The organism is Serratia sp. AR11, from assembly GCF_056376275.1.
Genome location: NZ_CM150739.1, coordinates 3,843,307 through 3,861,062, shown reverse-complemented (window position 1 = coordinate 3,861,062; position 17,756 = coordinate 3,843,307). Strand labels below are relative to the sequence as shown.

Sequence of the window (17,756 nt, the reverse complement as noted above, 5' to 3'; positions counted from 1 at the left end):
GTAATTTTCGTCGCCTTGGTCAACAGGGCGGCCACCGTATAAATTTACCGTGAGCAATGACGACAATGTGGAAATGGTTACATCAGTTTGCCCAGCCTGAACGGCTGTATCGTGTCTGTGGCCGCTTTATCCCCTGGCTGGGGCTGGCCGGAGCGGCCTGCCTGCTGTTGGGTTGGGTATGGGGCTTTGGTTTCGCACCCAAGGATTATCAGCAGGGCGACAGCTTCCGCATCATGTATATCCATGTGCCGGCCGCCATGTGGTCGATGGGGATCTATGGCTCCATGGCAGTAGCGGCATTTATCGGCCTGGTGTGGCAGATGAAAATGTCCGATACGGTGGTCGCGGCGATGGCGCCGGTCGGCGCGGTATTTACCTTTATTGCCCTGGTCACCGGTTCTGCCTGGGGCAAGCCGATGTGGGGCACCTGGTGGGTGTGGGACGCGCGCCTGACCTCCGAGTTGGTGTTGCTGTTCTTGTATATCGGCATTATCGCGTTGTACAACGCCTTTGAGGATCGCCGCCTGGCGGGCCGGGCCGCCGGTATTCTGGTGCTGGTGGGGGTGGTGAACATCCCGATTATTCATTTCTCGGTCGAATGGTGGAACACGTTGCATCAGGGGTCGACCAATATGCAACAGAGCATCGCGCCAAGCATGCGCACCCCGCTGCGCTGGGCGATCCTCGGCTACCTGCTGTTCTTCATTACTCTTACTTTGATGCGCCTGCGCAATTTGATTTTGTCTCAGGAAAGTCAGCGTCCGTGGGTCGCCGGGCTGGTCAATAAGGAGCGCCAACCATGAATGCCGCATTTACTTCCTGGCAGGCGTTTTTCGCCATGGGGGGCTACGCCTTCTACGTCTGGCTGGCGGTGGCCATTACGCTGCTCTCGCTGCTGGGCCTGGTGGCGCATACTTTCTGGCAGCGCCGACAATTGCTCGATGAGATCGGCCGCCGTCAGGCGCGCGAACGACGCATTCGTCAGTCGCAGCAGTCGAAACAAAAATCCGCCAACCCGCGGGAGAAATCATTGTGAATCCACGTCGTAAAAGTCGCCTGTATCTGGCGATCGTAGTGCTGATCGGTGTTGCGCTTACCGCGACCCTGATGCTGTATGCGCTGCGCTCCAACATCGATCTGTTTTATACCCCGAGCGAAATTCTGCAGGGCAAGGGCGAAAATCATGAGAAGCCGGAAGTGGGCCAACGCCTGCGTATCGGCGGCATGGTGATGCCCGGCTCGGTAAAACGCGATCAGAAAACGCTGCAGGTCAGCTTCAAGGTCTACGATGCGCGCGGCGCGATCGATGTCACCTACACCGGTATTTTGCCGGACTTGTTCCGTGAGGGGCAGGGCGTGGTAGCGCAGGGCGTATTGGGCGAAGGCAACGTGGTGAACGCGCGTGAAGTGCTGGCGAAACACGATGAAAAATACACTCCGCCGGAGGTGGCCGACGCAATGAAAGAAAACCATAAGGGGCCGGCTTCGGCTTACGCCACCCCGCAGAACGAGGGCGCTAAATCATGATGCCGGAAACGGGAAGTTTTCTGCTGTGTCTGGCGCTGGCGATTTCGCTACTGCTGAGCATTTACCCGCAGTGGGGCGCAGCGCGTCAGGATCGCCGCATGATGGCGGTGGCGCGTCCGCTGACCTACGGCATGTTTGCCGCTATCGCGCTGGCGTTCATCTGCCTGGTGCATGCTTTTGTGGTCAATGATTTTACTGTGGCTTATGTGGCCGCCAACTCCAACACGCAACTGCCGGTGTATTACCGCATCGCCGCCACCTGGGGCGCCCATGAAGGGTCACTGCTGCTGTGGGTGTTGCTGCTCAGCTGTTGGTCACTGGCGGTGGCGTTGTGCAGCCGTGCGATGCCGCAAGACGCGGTGGCGCGCGTGCTGTCGGTGATGGGCATGATTACCGCGGGTTTCCTGCTGTTCATTATCATGACCTCCAACCCGTTCACCCGCACCTTGCCGAATTTCCCGATCGACGGCAGTGACCTCAATCCACTGCTGCAGGATATCGGCCTGATTTTCCATCCGCCGCTGCTGTACATGGGCTATGTCGGTTTCTCGGTGGCCTTTGCTTTTGCTATTGCCTCACTGATGGCCGGCCGGCTGGATACCGCCTGGGCACGCTGGTCGCGTCCCTGGACTACCGCGGCCTGGGTGTTTCTCACCATGGGTATCGTGCTGGGTTCTGCCTGGGCTTATTACGAACTGGGCTGGGGCGGCTGGTGGTTCTGGGATCCGGTAGAGAACGCTTCATTTATGCCGTGGCTGGCCGGTACGGCGCTAATGCACTCGCTGGCGGTGACCGAAAAACGCGGGACTTTCAAGGCCTGGACGGTGCTGCTGGCGATTACCGCCTTCTCGCTGTGCTTGCTGGGCACCTTCCTGGTGCGTTCCGGCGTGCTGGTGTCGGTACACTCCTTTGCCTCCGATCCGGCGCGCGGCATGTTTATCCTCGCCTATCTGGTGATTGTGATCGGCGGTTCGTTGCTGCTGTACGCGGTCAAAGGCGGCCAGGTGCGCAGCCGGGTGCAGCATGAAACCTTCTCGCGTGAAACCTTCCTGTTGGGCAACAACGTACTGTTGATTGCAGCGACGCTGGTGGTATTGCTGGGCACGCTGTTGCCGCTGGTGCATAAACAGCTTGGCCTGGGCAGTATTTCTATCGGCGAGCCGTTCTTCAATACCATGTTTACCTGGCTGATGGCCCCGATGGCCTTGCTGATGGGCATCGGCCCGTTGGTGCGCTGGCGCCGTGATGAACCGACCAAGCTGTGGCGTCGCCTGAGCGTGGCGCTGGTGATTACGCTGGTGCTGTCAGCCCTGTTGCCGTGGCTGTTGCAAGACAGCATCGCCGGTATGACGGTGGTGGGGCTGATTATGGCGGTCTGGGTCATTATCCTGACGCTGATGGAACTGCACGAACGTGCTACTCATCGCCACGGTTTTTGGCGTGGCCTGAGCCATCTTTCCCGCAGTCACTGGGGCATGGTGCTGGGTCACCTTGGCGTCGCGGTGACGGTAATCGGTATTGCCTTTAGCCAGAACTACAGCGTGGAACGCGACGTCCGCATGAAGGCTGGCGACAGCGTGGATATCCATAACTATCACTTTGTGTTCCGTGATGTGCACGATATCCGTGGGCCGAACTATACCGGCGGCGTCGGTATCATCGACGTCACGCGCAACGGCAAGCCGGAAGCGACGCTGCACGCGGAGAAACGCTACTACAGCGTGGCGCGCAGCATGATGACCGAAGCGGCTATCGACGGCGGCTTCAGCCGTGACCTGTATGCGGCACTGGGCGAAGAGCTGGACGACGGCTCCTGGGCCGTGCGGTTGTACTATAAACCCTTCGTACGCTGGATCTGGTTCGGTGGGGTATTTATGGCGGTCGGCGGTATCCTGTGTATTCTCGACCCGCGCTACCGGATGAGCAAAAAACTCAAGCGTGAAGGCAAGCTGGAGGAGCAGGCATGAACCGTAAACTGCTGTTTATCCCGTTAATCCTGTTCCTGCTGCTGGTGGCAGCGTTTATGGTGCAACTGACGCGCAATGCCGGTGGCGAGGATCCGACCATGCTGGAGTCGGCGTTGATCGGCAAACCGGTACCGGCCTTCAAACTGGAATCGCTCGAAAGCCCCGGCAAGACTTACGATCAGGCGGTGCTGCGCAATGGCAAACCCATGCTGCTGAACGTCTGGGCCACCTGGTGCCCGACCTGCCGTGCCGAACATCAATATCTCAATACGTTGGCCGCGCGCGGTATCCGCGTAGTGGGGCTGAACTATAAAGACGATCGTAGTAAGGCGGTGACCTGGCTAAATTCGCTGGGTAACCCTTATGCGCTCAGCCTGTATGACGGCGACGGCATGCTGGGGCTGGATCTGGGCGTGTATGGCGCGCCGGAAACCTTCCTGATCGACGGACAAGGCATTATTCGCTATCGCCACGCCGGGGATATGAATGAGCGCGTCTGGCAGCAGGAAGTGTTGCCGCTGTACAAAAAATACGGGGGTGAGGCATGAGGCTGATGACCCTGGTCTTCGCTCTGCTGCTGAGCTGGAGCGCGGCTGCGGCTATTGATACCTATCAGTTCAAATCGGTGGAGCAGGAACAGCAATACCGTGAGCTGACCGAGCAGCTGCGCTGCCCGAAATGCCAGAACAACAGCATTGCCGACTCTAACGCCATCATTGCGGCGGACATGCGCACCAAGGTGTATGAGCTGATGATGCAGGGGCAGAGTAAGCCGCAGATCATCGACTACATGGTGGCGCGCTACGGCAATTTCGTCACCTACGAACCGCCGGTGACTCCGGCGACGCTGATCCTGTGGCTTGGCCCGTTGCTGTTTGTGCTAATCGGCGGTGCGGTAGTGATACTGCGCACTCGCCGTCGCCGCGCCGGTGCTGCTAACGCTAACGATGAATTCTCCGAGCAGGAGCAACAGCGTTTGGCAGCGCTGCTGAAAGAGACTGACAGGAAGAAAACCTAATGGCTTTTTGGCTGATTATTATTGTATTGCTGGTCGGCGCTGCGGCGTTACTGGTGGTGCCGGCGATGCGCCAAAGCGACAAAAGCACTGCCGCTAGCCGCGATACGCTGAATAAAGCATTTTATCAGGATCGCCTGCACGAACTGGAGCAGGACGAAGATCAGGGCGTGGTTACCGAGCGTCCGGAGATGGTGAAGGAACTGCAGCAAAATCTGCTCAATGATATCCCCGGTCAGCAGGACGTGCAGGCGAAGCCGATCAACCGTTGGGCACTGGTGCCCGGCGTAGCGTTACTGGTGGTGGTCACCCTGGGGTTCTATCTGAAAACCGGTGGGTTGGCGCAGGTGCTGGACTGGCAGCAGGTGGAAGCTCAAATGCCGGAACTGCGCGCTCGGGTTAGCAATGAGCGCGCCCAACCGCTGAGCATGGAAGAGATTGCTCGTCTCGGCCTGGGGCTGCGTACTGCGTTGCAACAGGACGACCGCAATATCAACGACTGGATGATGCTGGGCCGGGTCGGCATGGCATTGAATAACGCCACCACCGCCACTCAGGCATTCGCCCATGCTTATCAGCTCGATCCGAATAGTCTGGAAGTGCGCCTCGGTTATGCGGAAGTCTTGACGCGCTCCAACGATCCAGAGGATAACAAGCAGGCCACCCAGATGCTGCGCAAGATGATCGCCGAAGATCATACCAATCTGCGCGTGTTGAGCCTGTTGGCGTTTAATTCCTTTGAGCAGGGCGATTTCAAGCAGGCTATTGGTGCCTGGCAGGTCATGCTGAAACTGTTGCCGGCCAATGATCAACGCGCCGAAGTGATAAAGCGCAGTATTGCACAAGCAAAAACACAGGCAGGCGGAGAAACTGTTAAACTTGGCGTTAACGTGACGTTATCGCCGCAGGCGACTAATGCTTTGCCGCCGCAGGGGACGCTGGTAATCTCGGTGACCGATGGTGCCAATCCGGTGCCGGTGGCGGTAAAACAGCTGCCTTTAAGCCGTTTCCCGCTATCATTCTCTCTGGATGACAGTAATGCCATGATGCCTGAGCGGCTGCTTTCGGCCCAGCATCAGGTCAAGGTGCGGGTGCGGATTTCTCAGGACGGTCTGGCCACGCCACAGGCGGGTGACTGGTTCGGTGAGAGTGCGCTGCAGAATTTCAGCGGTAAAGAGCAGATTGACGTTCAGATAAACAAACAGGTCCCCTGAATAAAAAGACCGAACGTGTTTTCATGGAGAAGAATATGAACTTTCGCCTGACTGGGCTGGCTTTCACAACGGTGTTATTGGTGGGCTGTGCCAGCACGCCACAAGATGAACCACAAGGGCGATCCGATCCTCTGGAAGGATTTAACCGGACGATGTTCAACTTTAACTATAACGTCCTGGATCCGTATGTCCTGCGCCCGGTGGCCGTGGCCTGGCGTGACTATCTGCCGATGCCGGCGCGTAATGGCATCAGCAACTTCACCTCCAACCTGGAAGAGCCGGCCAGCATGGTCAACTCCTTCCTGAAAGGTGATCCGTACAAGGGGATGATTCACTTTAACCGTTTCTTCCTCAACACCCTGTTGGGGATGGGCGGCCTGATCGACGTGGCTGGCATGGCTAACCCGAAACTGGCACGCGAAGAGCCGAACCGTTTCGGCAGCACTCTGGGGCACTACGGTGTCGGCTATGGTCCTTATGTGATGTTGCCGGGCTATGGTAGTTTCACCCTGCGTGAAGAGGGCGGTGACTGGGCAGATGACCTTTATCCGGTGCTGAGCTACCTGACCTTCTGGATGTCGGCAGGCAAGTGGGTGGTTGAGGGGATTGAAACCCGTGCCGAGCTGCTCGATTCCGACGGCCTGTTGCGTAACTCTTCCGATCCATACCTGATGGTGCGTGAGGCCTACTTCCAGCGCAACGATTTCCTGGCGAACGGTGGTTCACTGAAACCGGAAGTTAACCCGAACGCCCAGGCGATCCAGGGTGATTTGGACGAGATCGACTCGCAATAACCTCGGTTAGCGAACAGAAACAACCCGTCGACTGGCGGGTTTTTTTTCGCCCGGCAAATAGTAGGCAATAAAAAAGCGCCCCGCAGGGCGCTTTGGCTTCATCGTCGAAAGGATTAGAAGCGGTAGTTGAAGTTGGCGCCGTACAGCCAGGCCTTGCCCACGGATTCGAAGGTGTATGGACCTTCTTTGATGGTGACTTTCTGGCCGTGCATGTAGGAAACACCGACGTCAACAGAGGCGTCTTTGTTGAATGCGTAGCTGGTACCTGCGCTCAGCCAGAAGCGGTCCTGATCCGGGATAGAGATAGAACGGTTCTGGGCCGGCACCGGGCTGTCATCAAAGGCGATACCGGTACGGAAGGTCCAGTTATCGTCATAGAAGTAGGTGGTACCCAGTGCGATACGGTAAGCGTCTTTAAAGCCTTCATGCTTCTCGAACAGCGTCTGACCGTTGTTTCCGGTAGCTTTCAGCTCCTGGAACTGGCTCCAGCTGGTGTAAGCCAGGCTGTAGTGGATGGCCCACTGCGGTGCAACCTTGTTGTAACCCGAGATTTCCCACATTTCCGGCAGGTTCAAGTCCAAAGAACCGGGGATGGTGGTGCCGTCGGTGCCCATAGGCAGACCGAGAGCGCCCAGCAGCGGGTTATAGGCGGATGGCAGGCTGCTCTTGTAGTCGCCGTCAAACTTGATTTTGACTTCGGAACGGTAGGTGAAACCGTAACGGTTATTTTCATCCACTTCATACAGAATGCCGGCGTTCCAGCCAAAGCCCCATTTGTCACCCTTCAGGTGAGATATTTGGGTATCAGCCGGGATCTGTGATACCGGGCCTGCCAATTGCGGAGGCAACTGGCCAGAGCCTGCGATCAATTTCGGCAATTCGCCAGCATAACGCTCAAGTTTGGCTTTGGCGTAAACCGCATCGAAGCCCAGGCCGAAGCTGAATTGTTGATTGAGTCGATAAGCCCCGCTCAGGTTCAGGTTCACGGTGGTCAGGTCGGTTTTACCACCGTAAGCCCCGGCGGTGTAACCGTCGTTGAATTCGGTCGCCAGGCCATAGTTGCTGGTGACAGAGCCGCCCACGGCAAACTGATCGTTAATCGGTTGAACATAATGCAGGTTTGGCACCCAGGCGGTAGGGGCGATGTTCTTGGAGTCAAGGCTGGCACCGGAAGGTGACTTGCCGGTAATGTCTACGTCCGGATCGATAAATACCGCGCCAAGGGAGAGTTCCGGGCGGGTGTACATCATCAACAGGGCCGGGTTACGGCTGGCGGAAGCCGCAGTATCTGCCATGGCGCCTTCGCCAGAATACGAACGTCCTAAACCAGCTGATGAAAACTCATTCAGCTGGAATCCTGCGGCAGACACGTTTGAAGAAATAATTGCCACTGCAGCTGCGAGAGCTGATTTAGTAAATAGGTTTTTCTGGCTCATGACCAAAACCTCATTATGTGTTTATTATTTAAACATGTTACATAAGGTAACAAGGAAGCGCGCGATTGTAGGGTCCGATCTCATTCAGACAAATCAGACCAGTGGCTGAATTATAGGTCCGACCTGTGAGAATGTTGCAACATTGTTTTTGAAATATTTCCAAATTGATATCAAAAGAGAGATCTGGCTAACAAAAAACCAGTGGTACATAACAAAATTCTTACCATTCCTTAGCAGACAACGATTTTCATTTGTGATTTCCATCACTTAAAACACCTATAAAAAGTAAGTGCTAGTGATCGGTTTCGCCGCAGAGTAAAATAGGCGCAGAACCTTGTATCTTTGCGCCAGCGTTTAAATGGCAATTTGGATGCGCGTAATGGCGGTCCCTGAGGAGAATTAACCATGTCAAATTCACTTAATAAATGTAGCGCCCAGGAAACTGCCGCTTGTTGCTGTGTTGACGTTGGCACCGTCATGGACAATACCGATTGCACCGCGTCCTACAGCCAGGTGTTTAACAATCAGCAGGATGCAGAGAAAATGTTGGCCGCGTTGACTGAAAAAGCCCGGGGTGTGGAATCTGACCCTTGCGACATCAGCAGTAGCATTAAACCGGTTGACGGTGGTGTAGAACTGGTGGCTGATTTCACCTTTGCCTGCCAGGCAGAAACCTTTATTTTCCAGCTCGGCCTGCGTTAATTGCTGCTTTAAAAGGGTGCGGGGCTTACCCGCACCTTCACCTGTCCGATAATCCCTCCCTGGAAAGTTGCTCCTGCTCTCAGTTTTCGCTTCTGACGGTTTGCCAAATGTAAACATTTGGTTAACAATGGCCCCATCAGGTCAGACCTCTTTTGGCCGTTGTGCTGACGTTATTCTCTTCAGGAGCGTTTATGAGTAAGGCACTGCCGTTGGTGACCCGTCACGGTGACCGTATTGCGATTGTAAATGGACTGCGCACCCCCTTTGCCAAACAGGCGACCGCTTATCACGGTATTCCGGCGGTAGATTTGGGTAAAACGGCGGTGAGTGAACTGTTGGCCCGCACTGGCATCGATCCAGCGCTGATCGAGCAACTGGTGTTCGGCCAGGTGGTGCAAATGCCTGAAGCGCCGAATATTGCGCGTGAAATCGTGCTCGGTACCGGCATGAGCGTGCATACCGATGCCTACAGCGTGTCGCGTGCCTGCGCCACCAGTTTCCAGGCGATTGCCAACGTGGCGGAAAGCATCATGGCCGGTAGCATCAGCATCGGTATTGCCGGCGGCGCTGACTCTTCTTCCGTTTTGCCTATTGGCGTCAGCAAAGCGCTGGCACGCACGCTGGTGGACGTTAACAAGGCCCGAACCCTGTCACAGCGCCTCAAATTGTTCAGTCGACTGAAGTTCCGTGATCTGATGCCGGTTCCTCCGGCGGTAGCGGAATACTCTACGGGTCTGCGAATGGGCGATACCGCCGAACAAATGGCGAAAAGCCACGGCATCACCCGTGAAGAGCAGGATGCGTTGGCGCACCGCTCGCATCAGTTAGCGGCCAAAGCCTGGGAACAGGGGCTGCTGCACGATGAGGTGATGACCGCCTACGTGCCGCCGTATCGCACCCAAATTAGCGAAGACAACAACGTCCGCAAAGACTCCAGCCTGGCTTCGTACGCGAAGCTGAAACCGGCATTTGACCGCAAGCATGGCAGCGTTACCGCAGCCAACAGCACCCCCCTGACCGACGGTGCGGCGGCGGTACTGATGATGAGTGAATCGCGGGCGAAAGAGCTGGGCTTACAGCCGCTGGGCTACCTGCGCAGCTTTGCCTTCTCCGCCATCGACGTGTGGGAAGATATGTTGCTTGGGCCGTCCTACGCCACGCCGCTGGCGTTGGATCGCGCCGGTATCGGCCTGGCGGATCTGACGCTTATCGACATGCATGAAGCTTTCGCCGCACAAACCCTGGCCAACCTGAAGATGTTTGCCAGTGACGAGTTTGCCCAGCAAAAATTGGGTCGCAGCCGGGCGATTGGTGAAGTGGATATGGATAAATTCAACGTATTGGGCGGCTCAATCGCCTATGGCCACCCGTTTGCCGCTACCGGCGCGCGCATGATCACCCAAACGCTGCACGAGCTGAAACGCCGTGGTGGCGGGCTGGGGTTGACCACCGCCTGCGCGGCCGGGGGGTTAGGGGCCGCAATGATCGTAGAGGTGGAATAATGAGTTTTGAAAACGCATTGCACGAACAGCGAGCCAAACCCTCAGCCTTTCAGCTGACGATACGTCCGGACAACATAGGCGTGATCACCATTGATGTCCCCGGCGAGAAGGTCAATACGCTGAAGGCCGAGTTTGTCGAACAGGTCAACGACGTACTGATCCGCGCGCAGCAGCATCCAGCGCTGGAAGGGCTGGTGATCGTTTCCGGCAAGCCGGACTCGTTTATTGCCGGTGCGGATATCACCATGATTGCCGCCTGTACCACAGCCAAAGAAGCCGAAACGCTGGCGAAAAAAGGCCAAAGCACCCTGGCACAGATTGCAGCATTCCAGGTTCCGGTCGTGGCAGCCATTCACGGTGCCTGCCTGGGTGGCGGCCTGGAGCTGGCTTTGGCCTGCCACGGCCGCGTCTGCTCACTGGATGATAAAACCGCACTCGGTCTGCCGGAAGTTCAGTTGGGTTTGCTGCCGGGTTCCGGCGGCACTCAGCGCTTGCCGCGGTTGATTGGTGCCAGCAAGGCGCTGGACATGATCCTGACCGGCAAACACATTCGGGCGCGTCAGGCGCTGCGTCTGGGGCTGGTGGACGACGCGGTGCCACAATCGATCTTGCTGCAGACCGCCATCGAACGAGTCAAACAGGGCTGGCAGAGCCGACGCGAATTGCCATGGCAGGAGCGTTTGCTCAACGGCCCCTTGGGTAAAAGCCTGCTGTTCAGCATTGTACGTAAGAAAACGCTGGCGAAAACGCACGGTAACTATCCGGCGGCGGAGCGCATTATTCAGGTGGTGCGTACCGGCTTGGATAGTGGTAGCGCCAGCGGTTATGAAGCCGAGGCCAGAGCCTTCGGCGAGCTGGCTATGACCCCGCAGTCAGCGGCGTTATGCAGCCTGTTCTTTGCCTCTACCGCGTTGAAGAAAGAGCGCGGTGGCAATGCGCAACCTCACGCATTGCATCGTATCGGTATCCTCGGTGGCGGCTTGATGGGCGGAGGGATTGCCTGCGTGACCGCTACGCGCGGCGGCCTGCCGGTACGAATTAAAGACGTTAACGAAACGGGCATTAACCACGCATTAAAATACAGCTGGGATGTGCTCAGCAAACGGGTTCGCAGCAAACGCATGCGCCCGGCAGAGCGACAAAAACAGATGATGCTGATCTCCGGTTCGACCGATTACACCGGTTTTGATCAGGTGGACGTGGTGATTGAGGCGGTGTTTGAAGATTTGTCGCTCAAGCAGCAGATGGTGGCCGAAATCGAACAACACGCGGCCCCGCACACTATTTTTGCCTCCAATACGTCATCGCTGCCGATTGGCCAGATTGCCGCCAAGGCGCAGCGGCCGGAGCAGGTGATCGGCCTGCATTATTTCAGCCCGGTCGATAAAATGCCGCTGGTGGAGGTGATCCCCCATGCCACGACCAGCGAAGAAACCATTGCCACCACCGTGGCGTTGGCGCACAAGCAGGGCAAGACGGCGATTGTGGTTGCCGATCGCGCCGGTTTCTACGTTAACCGCATTTTGGCTCCTTATATAAATGAAGCGGCGCGTTGTCTGTTGGAAGGCGAGCCGATCGAATCTCTGGACAAGGCGCTGGTCGATTTCGGCTTCCCGGTCGGGCCAATAACCCTGCTCGATGAAGTGGGTATTGACGTCGGTACCAAGATAAGTCCGGTACTGGTGGAGCAGTTGGGTCCGCGCTTTGCCGCCCCGGCGGCCTTCGATGCGGTGCTGAAAGACGGACGTAAAGGGCGCAAGAACGGCCGTGGCTTCTATCTGTATCCGAGCGAAGGCCAGCAACGTCAGCGGCACAAACGCGCCGATACCTCGGTATATGTTCTGCTTGGCATTACACCGAAGTCGCATTTGCAGCAGGCGGTTATTGCCCAGCGCTGCGTGATGATGATGCTGAACGAAGCGGCGCGCTGTCTGGATGAAGGTGTGATCCGTAGCGCACGCGACGGTGACATCGGCGCAGTGTTCGGTATTGGCTTCCCACCGTTCCTTGGCGGGCCATTCCGTTATATGGATCAGCTGGGTGTCGAGAAGGTGGTTAAAACGCTGGAGTACCTGCAGCGCCAGCACGGGGAATATTTTGCGCCCTGTGAACGTTTGCAGCGCATGGCCCAGCAGGGCGAGCGCTTCTATCCGCAGGGGTCTTGAGCAGCGCGGTGACGTGATTTGTACTAGAGTAGGATCAAGGGGCTTTGTGATCGTTATCACTCCTTGCACTACCGGCAATTCCACTCGCTGTACAGGGGGATAGGGACGAGGTAACGTAGCCCGATGGCGGTGTAAAACTTGCCGCCATCAATAAAATTCATGTTGAGAAGGTTAAAATTTAACCTGTTGAATTGGTTGTTATGTGAGCATTGAATTCGTGTCGAGACGCCTTTGATGTAAAAAACAGCGTTTTCTTTACGTGAACTTTCAGGCAAAATGCCCGGCCGCCATAGAGAGACGGCGCGTTATCGTTTCAAAGCTTTTGCTTTGGGGTTGTAAAACTCGGCGATACAGCACGCTCGGCGTTTCTGTATAGCGTTATTTTGTCAACAACAGCGGTGCAATATGCAAGTTTTGATTATGCGTCACGGAGAGGCGGCACTCGATGCGGCCAGCGATTCGGTAAGACCTCTTACTGTTTGTGGCCGTGATGAGTCACGTCAGATGGCGGCCTGGTTAAATACCAAGTCTGTGGATATTGAACGAGTGCTGGTCAGCCCCTATCTGCGGGCCGAGCAGACGCTGGCCACGGTGCGCGAAGCCTTGACCTTGCCGGCGAGCGAAGAAGTGCTGCCTGAGTTGACGCCGGGCGGGGACGCCAGCCTGGTGGGCAGTTATTTGCAGGTGCTGGCACAGCAGGGGATCAGCTCGGTGCTGATTGTCTCTCACTTGCCGCTGGTGGGTTACCTGGTGGCTGAGCTTTGCCCGGGTGAATGTCCACCGATGTTTGCCACCTCGGCAATCGCCAACGTTGATTTGGCGGCAGACGGTAGCTACGGTAAATTTGAATGGCAGGTCAGTCCGTCGCAGGTGATGGCTAAAGTGTAGGGGCCGCAGGCCGGTTCCAAACAAAAGGGCGATGTTAAATATCGCCCTTTTGTCATTTCTGCAGTTTACTCGGCCAGTTCGACCAGCAGCAAGATGGCCGCGGTCCCGCCCCATTCCTTGGGAGCCTGGTGGAACACCAATACGTCGGGATGCTGCGCCAGCCACAGCGGTGTTTGCTGTTTAAGGATATGCTTGCCGTGGCCGTGCATCACACAGGCACAGTGCACGTGTTCGCGGCGGCAAGCGGCGATCAGTGCGCCCAGTTCCTGCTTGGCCTGCATTTGGGTCAGGCCGTGCAAATCGAGAAACAGCTCCGGTGAATAGTCACCGCGGCGCAGTTTTTTCAGCTCAAAAGCACTGTAACCGGGGCGAACATAGCGCGTCGGGCCTTCCTCTTCCAACTGCGGTTGGTATTCATCCGAGAAATAATGACTGGCGTCCACCTGTTCCTGCAGCAGGCGCTGCGGGGCAATCTGTTTGGTTTTTGGCTTGGGTTTACGGTGGACAATGGTGTCCTGACGCAGCTTTTTTGCGTCTACTACCGACTCTCTGAAGAGCTGCAATTCATCTTTGCTCAGAGGGTGCTTGTTCTTCATTTTTCATTCACCGGAAATCATTTATCGCGGTAGTTTACCGTGTCGCGGGTATCTGTCGACGCAAAATTCGCGCCAAAATGAAAAGCGCAAGGGGTTAGCGTGATTTGTCGCGGGCTTCATGGCAAACTATGCGGCTAAATCATGAATCACAGTGCCTGCCGGAGGGCAAATTGGACAAAATTTTCGTCGAGGAAGCAGTGAATGAACTGCACACCATTCAAGATATGCTGCGTTGGACAGTAAGCCGTTTTAACGCCGCCGATATCTACTATGGTCACGGAACCGATAATCCGTGGGACGAAGCGGTGCAATTGGTGCTGCCAAGCCTGTTCCTGCCGCTGGATATTCCAGAGGACATGCACACTGCACGTTTGACCTCCAGCGAACGCCACCGCATCGTTGAACGCGTGATCCGCCGCGTCAACGAGCGCATTCCGGTAGCCTACCTGACCAACAAAGCCTGGTTCTGCGACCTGGAGTTTTATGTCGATGAACGCGTGCTGGTACCGCGTTCCCCGATTGGCGAATTGATCAACGATCGCTTCAGCGCACTGATCCCTCATTCGCCGAGCCATATTCTCGACATGTGTACCGGCAGCGGCTGTATTGCCATTGCCTGCGGCTATGCTTTCCCGGATGCGGAAGTGGACGCGGTAGACATCTCCGCCGACGTGCTGGCGGTGACCGAGCGCAATATTCAGGCGCTGGGCGTTGAACAGCAGGTGACTCCGATCCGTTCCGATCTGTTCCGCGATCTTCCGGCGATCCAGTACGATCTGATTGTCACCAACCCACCGTACGTTGATGCAGAAGACATGTCCGATCTGCCGGAAGAGTTCCGCTTTGAACCTGAACTGGGTCTGGCGGCGGGTAGCGACGGTCTGAAGCTGGTGCGTCGCATTCTGGCCTGTGCGCCGGATTACCTGAGCGACGACGGCGTGCTGATTTGTGAAGTGGGTAACAGCATGGTACATCTGATGGAACAGTATCCGGATATTCCGTTCAGCTGGCTGGAGTTTGAAAACGGCGGTGACGGGGTGTTCATGCTGACCAAACAGCAACTGGTAGATTGCAAAGAGCATTTCAGCCTCTACCGCAGCTAAGCATTCTCCGGGCCTGTCCTCGCGGGCCCAACAAAGATAATAATTAAGGGTAAGGATCCGCGATGGCAGGAAACAGTATTGGGCAGATTTTCCGCGTCACCACATTTGGTGAATCTCACGGTGTGGCGCTGGGCTGTATCGTAGACGGTGTGCCACCGGGCATTCCGCTTACCGAAGCTGATTTGCAGCACGATCTGGACCGCCGCCGTCCAGGCACCTCGCGTTATACCACCCAACGCCGCGAGCCGGATCAGGTCCGTATTCTTTCCGGCGTGTTTGAAGGTGTGACTACCGGTACCAGCATCGGGCTGATAATCGAAAACACCGACCAGCGCTCGCAGGACTACGGTGCCATTAAAGACGTGTTCCGTCCGGGGCATGCAGACTACACCTACGAACAAAAATACGGCGTGCGCGACTATCGTGGCGGCGGCCGTTCTTCGGCGCGTGAAACCGCCATGCGTGTTGCAGCGGGGGCGATTGCCAAGAAATACCTGCAGCAGAAATTTGGCGTACAGGTGCGTGGCTATCTGGCGCAGATCGGCGACGTGGTCTGCGAGCTGAAAGACTGGGAGCAGGTCGAACAGAACCCGTTCTTCTGTCCGGATCCGGACAAGCTGGAAGCCCTGGACGAACTGATGCGCGCATTGAAGAAAGAGGGCGACTCCATTGGCGCCAAGGTCAGCGTAGTGGCAGAAAACGTGCCGGTAGGCCTTGGTGAACCGGTGTTTGACCGCCTTGACGCGGATTTGGCACATGCGCTGATGAGCATCAATGCGGTAAAAGGCGTGGAAATTGGCGACGGCTTTAGCGTTGTGACCAAACGCGGCAGCGAAAACCGCGATGAAATCACCCCGGAAGGTTTCCAGAGCAACCATGCGGGCGGCATCCTCGGCGGTATCAGCAGTGGGCAGGCGGTGATCGCCCATCTGGCGCTGAAACCGACCTCCAGCATCATGGTGCCTGGCAGAACCATCAATCGCCAGGGCGAAGCGGTGGAAATGGTTACCCGTGGTCGCCATGACCCTTGCGTAGGCATCCGTGCGGTACCAATTGCCGAAGCGATGATGGCGATTGTGCTGATGGATCACCTGTTGCGCCAACGTGCGCAGAACGGTGATGTAGTTTCTAACGTCCCACGCTGGTAATCACCATGAAAAACTGGATGTTGGGCATCCTTGCCCTGATGGCTTCGGGCTCCGCCATGGCGTTGACGCCGTGGCAGAAAATCGAGAACCCGGTGGCCGGTTCACCGCAGGCGGTGGGTGGTTTTGCCAATGGTTGCATTATCGGTGCCCAGCCGCTGCCGTTGAACTCGCCGGATTATCAGGTGATGCGCCCCGATCAACGCCGCTATTTCGGCCATCCGGATCTGCTGGCGTTTATCCAGCGCCTGAGCAGTAAGGCGAACCAAAAAAACCTCGGTACGGTACTGATTGGTGATATGGCGATGCCGGCCGGTGGCCGCTTCAGCAGTGGCCATGCCAGCCATCAGTCAGGGCTTGATGTCGACATCTGGTTACAGTTGCCGCGTCAACGCTGGAGTGCACAGCAATTGCTGAAGCCGCAACCGATCGACTTGGTTTCCAGTGACGGCAAGCAGGTGGTCGCACGCCAGTGGCAGCCGCAGATTGAAACCTTGATCAAAGCGGCGGCGCAGGATCAGGAAGTGACGCGGATCTTCGTCAACCCGGCGATCAAGCAGCGCCTGTGCCTGGATGCCGGTGCCGATCGTGACTGGTTGCACAAGGTGCGGCCGTGGTTTGGCCATCGTGCGCACATGCATGTGCGCCTGCGTTGTCCGGCCGGTAGCCTGGAGTGTAAAGAACAGGATACCCCACCGCCGGGCGACGGCTGTGGTGCCGAACTGGCAAGTTGGTTCATTCCGCATCAGCCGAGTGCCAAGCCGGGTAAACCGGTACCGCCGCCATTACCGCCTACCTGTCAGGCTTTGCTGAATAACCATTTCGCTGCGGAATAATAAATGGATTGGTTCGTCGTTGGCCCCGAGATGCTCGGGGTTTTGTTTGTGGTGGCATTGCTGGCGGGCTTTATCGACTCCATTGCCGGTGGGGGTGGGTTGTTGACCGTACCGGCACTGCTGGCGGTGGGAGTGTCTCCCGCGCAGGCGCTGGCAACCAATAAACTGCAGTCGGTGGGTGGTTCCTTATCCGCCAGCCTGTACTTCATCCGCCGACGAGCCGTTGATCTCAACGATCAAAAACTGACAATTCTGTTGGCGCTGATCGGTTCTGTCGCCGGGGCGATCCTGGTGCAGCACATGCGTGCCGATCTGCTACGGCAAATGTTGCCGTTACTGGTGATCGGCATCGGCCTGTACTTTCTGCTGACCCCACGTCTGGGGGAGAGTGACCGACAGCGTCGTTTGAGCGCCTTGCCGTTCGGGCTGGTGGCCGGGGGCTGCGTGGGCTTTTATGACGGCTTCTTTGGCCCTGGCGCCGGTTCCTTCTACGCGCTGGCCTATGTGACGCTGTGCGGCTTTAACCTGGCCAAATCCACCGCTCACGCCAAGGTGCTGAACTTCACTTCCAATTTTGGCAGCCTGGTGTTGTTTATCATCGGCGGCAAGGTGGTGTGGAGTATCGGTCTGGTGATGTTGGTAGGGCAGGTGCTGGGGGCGCGCCTCGGGGCGCATATGGTGATGACCCGTGGGCAAAAGCTGATCCGCCCGATGATCGTCATCGTTTCTCTGGTGATGAGCTGCAAGCTGTTGTACGACAATCACGGTACGGAAATTCAGCAGTGGCTGGCGCTGCATTTTTAGCATGCCAAGCGAGCGGTAACATGAAATAATTACCGCTTTATTTTTGTGGTTATTGGATTTGT

The 17,756-nt window shown here is 56.8% G+C and carries 18 protein-coding genes; 16 read left to right on the top strand and 2 right to left on the bottom strand.

What is annotated here, in order from left to right; genetic code table 11:
- The first annotated feature begins 65 nt into the window (after nt 1-65).
- The 8 genes from ACSOSI_RS18160 to mlaA are packed head-to-tail and all read left to right on the top strand — an operon-like array spanning nt 66 to nt 6,517.
- On the top strand, nt 66-803 hold the full coding sequence (locus tag ACSOSI_RS18160) for a heme ABC transporter permease (protein WP_012146102.1): 738 nt from the start codon (nt 66-68) through the stop codon (nt 801-803).
- On the top strand, nt 800-1,036 hold the full coding sequence (gene ccmD / locus ACSOSI_RS18155; RefSeq protein ID WP_261434175.1) for a heme exporter protein CcmD: 237 nt from the start codon (nt 800-802) through the stop codon (nt 1,034-1,036). Before ACSOSI_RS18160 ends, ccmD begins: the two co-directional genes overlap by 4 nt.
- Complete coding sequence (ccmE, locus tag ACSOSI_RS18150; protein ID WP_012146100.1) at nt 1,033-1,527, top strand: cytochrome c maturation protein CcmE; 495 nt, start codon at nt 1,033-1,035, stop codon at nt 1,525-1,527. Before ccmD ends, ccmE begins: the two co-directional genes overlap by 4 nt.
- A complete protein-coding gene (locus tag ACSOSI_RS18145; RefSeq protein ID WP_476705901.1) occupies nt 1,524-3,494 on the top strand; it encodes a heme lyase CcmF/NrfE family subunit in 1,971 nt (656 codons plus the stop codon). Before ccmE ends, ACSOSI_RS18145 begins: the two co-directional genes overlap by 4 nt.
- Entirely contained in the window at nt 3,491-4,042 is a 552-nt protein-coding gene (locus ACSOSI_RS18140) for a DsbE family thiol:disulfide interchange protein (RefSeq protein ID WP_012146098.1), read from the top strand. Before ACSOSI_RS18145 ends, ACSOSI_RS18140 begins: the two co-directional genes overlap by 4 nt.
- Complete coding sequence (locus ACSOSI_RS18135) at nt 4,039-4,512, top strand: cytochrome c-type biogenesis protein (protein WP_476705900.1); 474 nt, start codon at nt 4,039-4,041, stop codon at nt 4,510-4,512. The genes ACSOSI_RS18140 and ACSOSI_RS18135 overlap by 4 nt, the downstream gene beginning before the upstream one ends.
- On the top strand, nt 4,512-5,723 hold the full coding sequence (gene ccmI, locus ACSOSI_RS18130) for a c-type cytochrome biogenesis protein CcmI (RefSeq protein ID WP_012146096.1): 1,212 nt from the start codon (nt 4,512-4,514) through the stop codon (nt 5,721-5,723). Before ACSOSI_RS18135 ends, ccmI begins: the two co-directional genes overlap by 1 nt.
- A 35-nt stretch (nt 5,724-5,758) precedes the next feature.
- On the top strand, nt 5,759-6,517 hold the full coding sequence (mlaA, locus tag ACSOSI_RS18125) for a phospholipid-binding lipoprotein MlaA (protein WP_012146095.1): 759 nt from the start codon (nt 5,759-5,761) through the stop codon (nt 6,515-6,517).
- Nucleotides 6,518-6,630: 113 nt separating this feature from the next.
- Here mlaA and fadL read toward each other — a convergent pair whose 3' ends face one another.
- On the bottom strand, nt 6,631-7,953 hold the full coding sequence (fadL, locus tag ACSOSI_RS18120; RefSeq protein WP_012146094.1) for a long-chain fatty acid transporter FadL: 1,323 nt from the start codon (nt 7,951-7,953) through the stop codon (nt 6,631-6,633).
- A gap of 405 nt (nt 7,954-8,358) precedes the next feature.
- Here fadL and ACSOSI_RS18115 point away from each other — a divergent pair, with 405 nt between their 5' ends.
- From ACSOSI_RS18115 to sixA, 4 genes are all read left to right on the top strand, one after another.
- Nucleotides 8,359-8,655, top strand: coding sequence for a YfcZ/YiiS family protein (locus tag ACSOSI_RS18115; protein ID WP_026142466.1), 297 nt, complete (start codon nt 8,359-8,361; stop codon nt 8,653-8,655).
- Nucleotides 8,656-8,846: 191 nt separating this feature from the next.
- The gene (gene fadI, locus ACSOSI_RS18110; protein WP_012146092.1) at nt 8,847-10,157 is read left to right on the top strand and encodes an acetyl-CoA C-acyltransferase FadI; all 1,311 of its coding nucleotides are present in this window, start codon (nt 8,847-8,849) and stop codon (nt 10,155-10,157) included.
- A complete protein-coding gene (gene fadJ, locus ACSOSI_RS18105) occupies nt 10,157-12,322 on the top strand; it encodes a fatty acid oxidation complex subunit alpha FadJ (RefSeq protein WP_476705899.1) in 2,166 nt (721 codons plus the stop codon). The genes fadI and fadJ overlap by 1 nt, the downstream gene beginning before the upstream one ends.
- 405 nt (nt 12,323-12,727) lie before the next feature.
- Nucleotides 12,728-13,210: a phosphohistidine phosphatase SixA gene (gene sixA / locus ACSOSI_RS18100; RefSeq protein WP_012146090.1), complete on the top strand. Its 483-nt coding sequence runs from the start codon at nt 12,728-12,730 to the stop codon at nt 13,208-13,210.
- Between the two features lie 65 nt (nt 13,211-13,275).
- Here the strand turns inward: sixA and smrB are convergent, their stop codons facing one another.
- Entirely contained in the window at nt 13,276-13,806 is a 531-nt protein-coding gene (gene smrB / locus ACSOSI_RS18095; RefSeq protein WP_012146089.1) for an endonuclease SmrB, read from the bottom strand.
- Nucleotides 13,807-13,976: 170 nt separating this feature from the next.
- On the opposite strand from smrB, the gene prmB reads away from it, so the two are divergent.
- From prmB to ACSOSI_RS18075, 4 genes are all read left to right on the top strand, one after another.
- A complete protein-coding gene (prmB, locus tag ACSOSI_RS18090; protein WP_037410747.1) occupies nt 13,977-14,909 on the top strand; it encodes a 50S ribosomal protein L3 N(5)-glutamine methyltransferase in 933 nt (310 codons plus the stop codon).
- A gap of 62 nt (nt 14,910-14,971) precedes the next feature.
- The gene (gene aroC, locus ACSOSI_RS18085) at nt 14,972-16,057 is read left to right on the top strand and encodes a chorismate synthase (RefSeq protein WP_012146087.1); all 1,086 of its coding nucleotides are present in this window, start codon (nt 14,972-14,974) and stop codon (nt 16,055-16,057) included.
- Nucleotides 16,058-16,062: 5 nt separating this feature from the next.
- On the top strand, nt 16,063-16,890 hold the full coding sequence (gene mepA / locus ACSOSI_RS18080; RefSeq protein ID WP_012146086.1) for a penicillin-insensitive murein endopeptidase: 828 nt from the start codon (nt 16,063-16,065) through the stop codon (nt 16,888-16,890).
- Nucleotides 16,891-16,893: 3 nt separating this feature from the next.
- Nucleotides 16,894-17,694 carry a sulfite exporter TauE/SafE family protein gene (locus tag ACSOSI_RS18075; RefSeq protein WP_012146085.1) on the top strand — a complete coding sequence of 267 codons (801 nt, stop codon included), beginning with the start codon at nt 16,894-16,896 and terminating at the stop codon, nt 17,692-17,694.
- Nucleotides 17,695-17,756 lie beyond the last annotated feature (62 nt).

Coding starts and splice junctions, on each gene's coding strand:
- ACSOSI_RS18160 (WP_012146102.1), top strand. CDS start 66: ATGTGGAAATGGTTACATCAGTTTGCCCAGCCTGAACGGCTGTATCGT.
- ccmD (WP_261434175.1), top strand. CDS start 800: ATGAATGCCGCATTTACTTCCTGGCAGGCGTTTTTCGCCATGGGGGGC.
- ACSOSI_RS18145 (WP_476705901.1), top strand. CDS start 1,524: ATGATGCCGGAAACGGGAAGTTTTCTGCTGTGTCTGGCGCTGGCGATT.
- ACSOSI_RS18140 (WP_012146098.1), top strand. CDS start 3,491: ATGAACCGTAAACTGCTGTTTATCCCGTTAATCCTGTTCCTGCTGCTG.
- ACSOSI_RS18135 (WP_476705900.1), top strand. CDS start 4,039: ATGAGGCTGATGACCCTGGTCTTCGCTCTGCTGCTGAGCTGGAGCGCG.
- ccmI (WP_012146096.1), top strand. CDS start 4,512: ATGGCTTTTTGGCTGATTATTATTGTATTGCTGGTCGGCGCTGCGGCG.
- mlaA (WP_012146095.1), top strand. CDS start 5,759: ATGAACTTTCGCCTGACTGGGCTGGCTTTCACAACGGTGTTATTGGTG.
- fadL (WP_012146094.1), bottom strand. CDS start 7,953: ATGAGCCAGAAAAACCTATTTACTAAATCAGCTCTCGCAGCTGCAGTG.
- ACSOSI_RS18115 (WP_026142466.1), top strand. CDS start 8,359: ATGTCAAATTCACTTAATAAATGTAGCGCCCAGGAAACTGCCGCTTGT.
- fadI (WP_012146092.1), top strand. CDS start 8,847: ATGAGTAAGGCACTGCCGTTGGTGACCCGTCACGGTGACCGTATTGCG.
- fadJ (WP_476705899.1), top strand. CDS start 10,157: ATGAGTTTTGAAAACGCATTGCACGAACAGCGAGCCAAACCCTCAGCC.
- sixA (WP_012146090.1), top strand. CDS start 12,728: ATGCAAGTTTTGATTATGCGTCACGGAGAGGCGGCACTCGATGCGGCC.
- smrB (WP_012146089.1), bottom strand. CDS start 13,806: ATGAAGAACAAGCACCCTCTGAGCAAAGATGAATTGCAGCTCTTCAGA.
- aroC (WP_012146087.1), top strand. CDS start 14,972: ATGGCAGGAAACAGTATTGGGCAGATTTTCCGCGTCACCACATTTGGT.
- mepA (WP_012146086.1), top strand. CDS start 16,063: ATGAAAAACTGGATGTTGGGCATCCTTGCCCTGATGGCTTCGGGCTCC.
- ACSOSI_RS18075 (WP_012146085.1), top strand. CDS start 16,894: ATGGATTGGTTCGTCGTTGGCCCCGAGATGCTCGGGGTTTTGTTTGTG.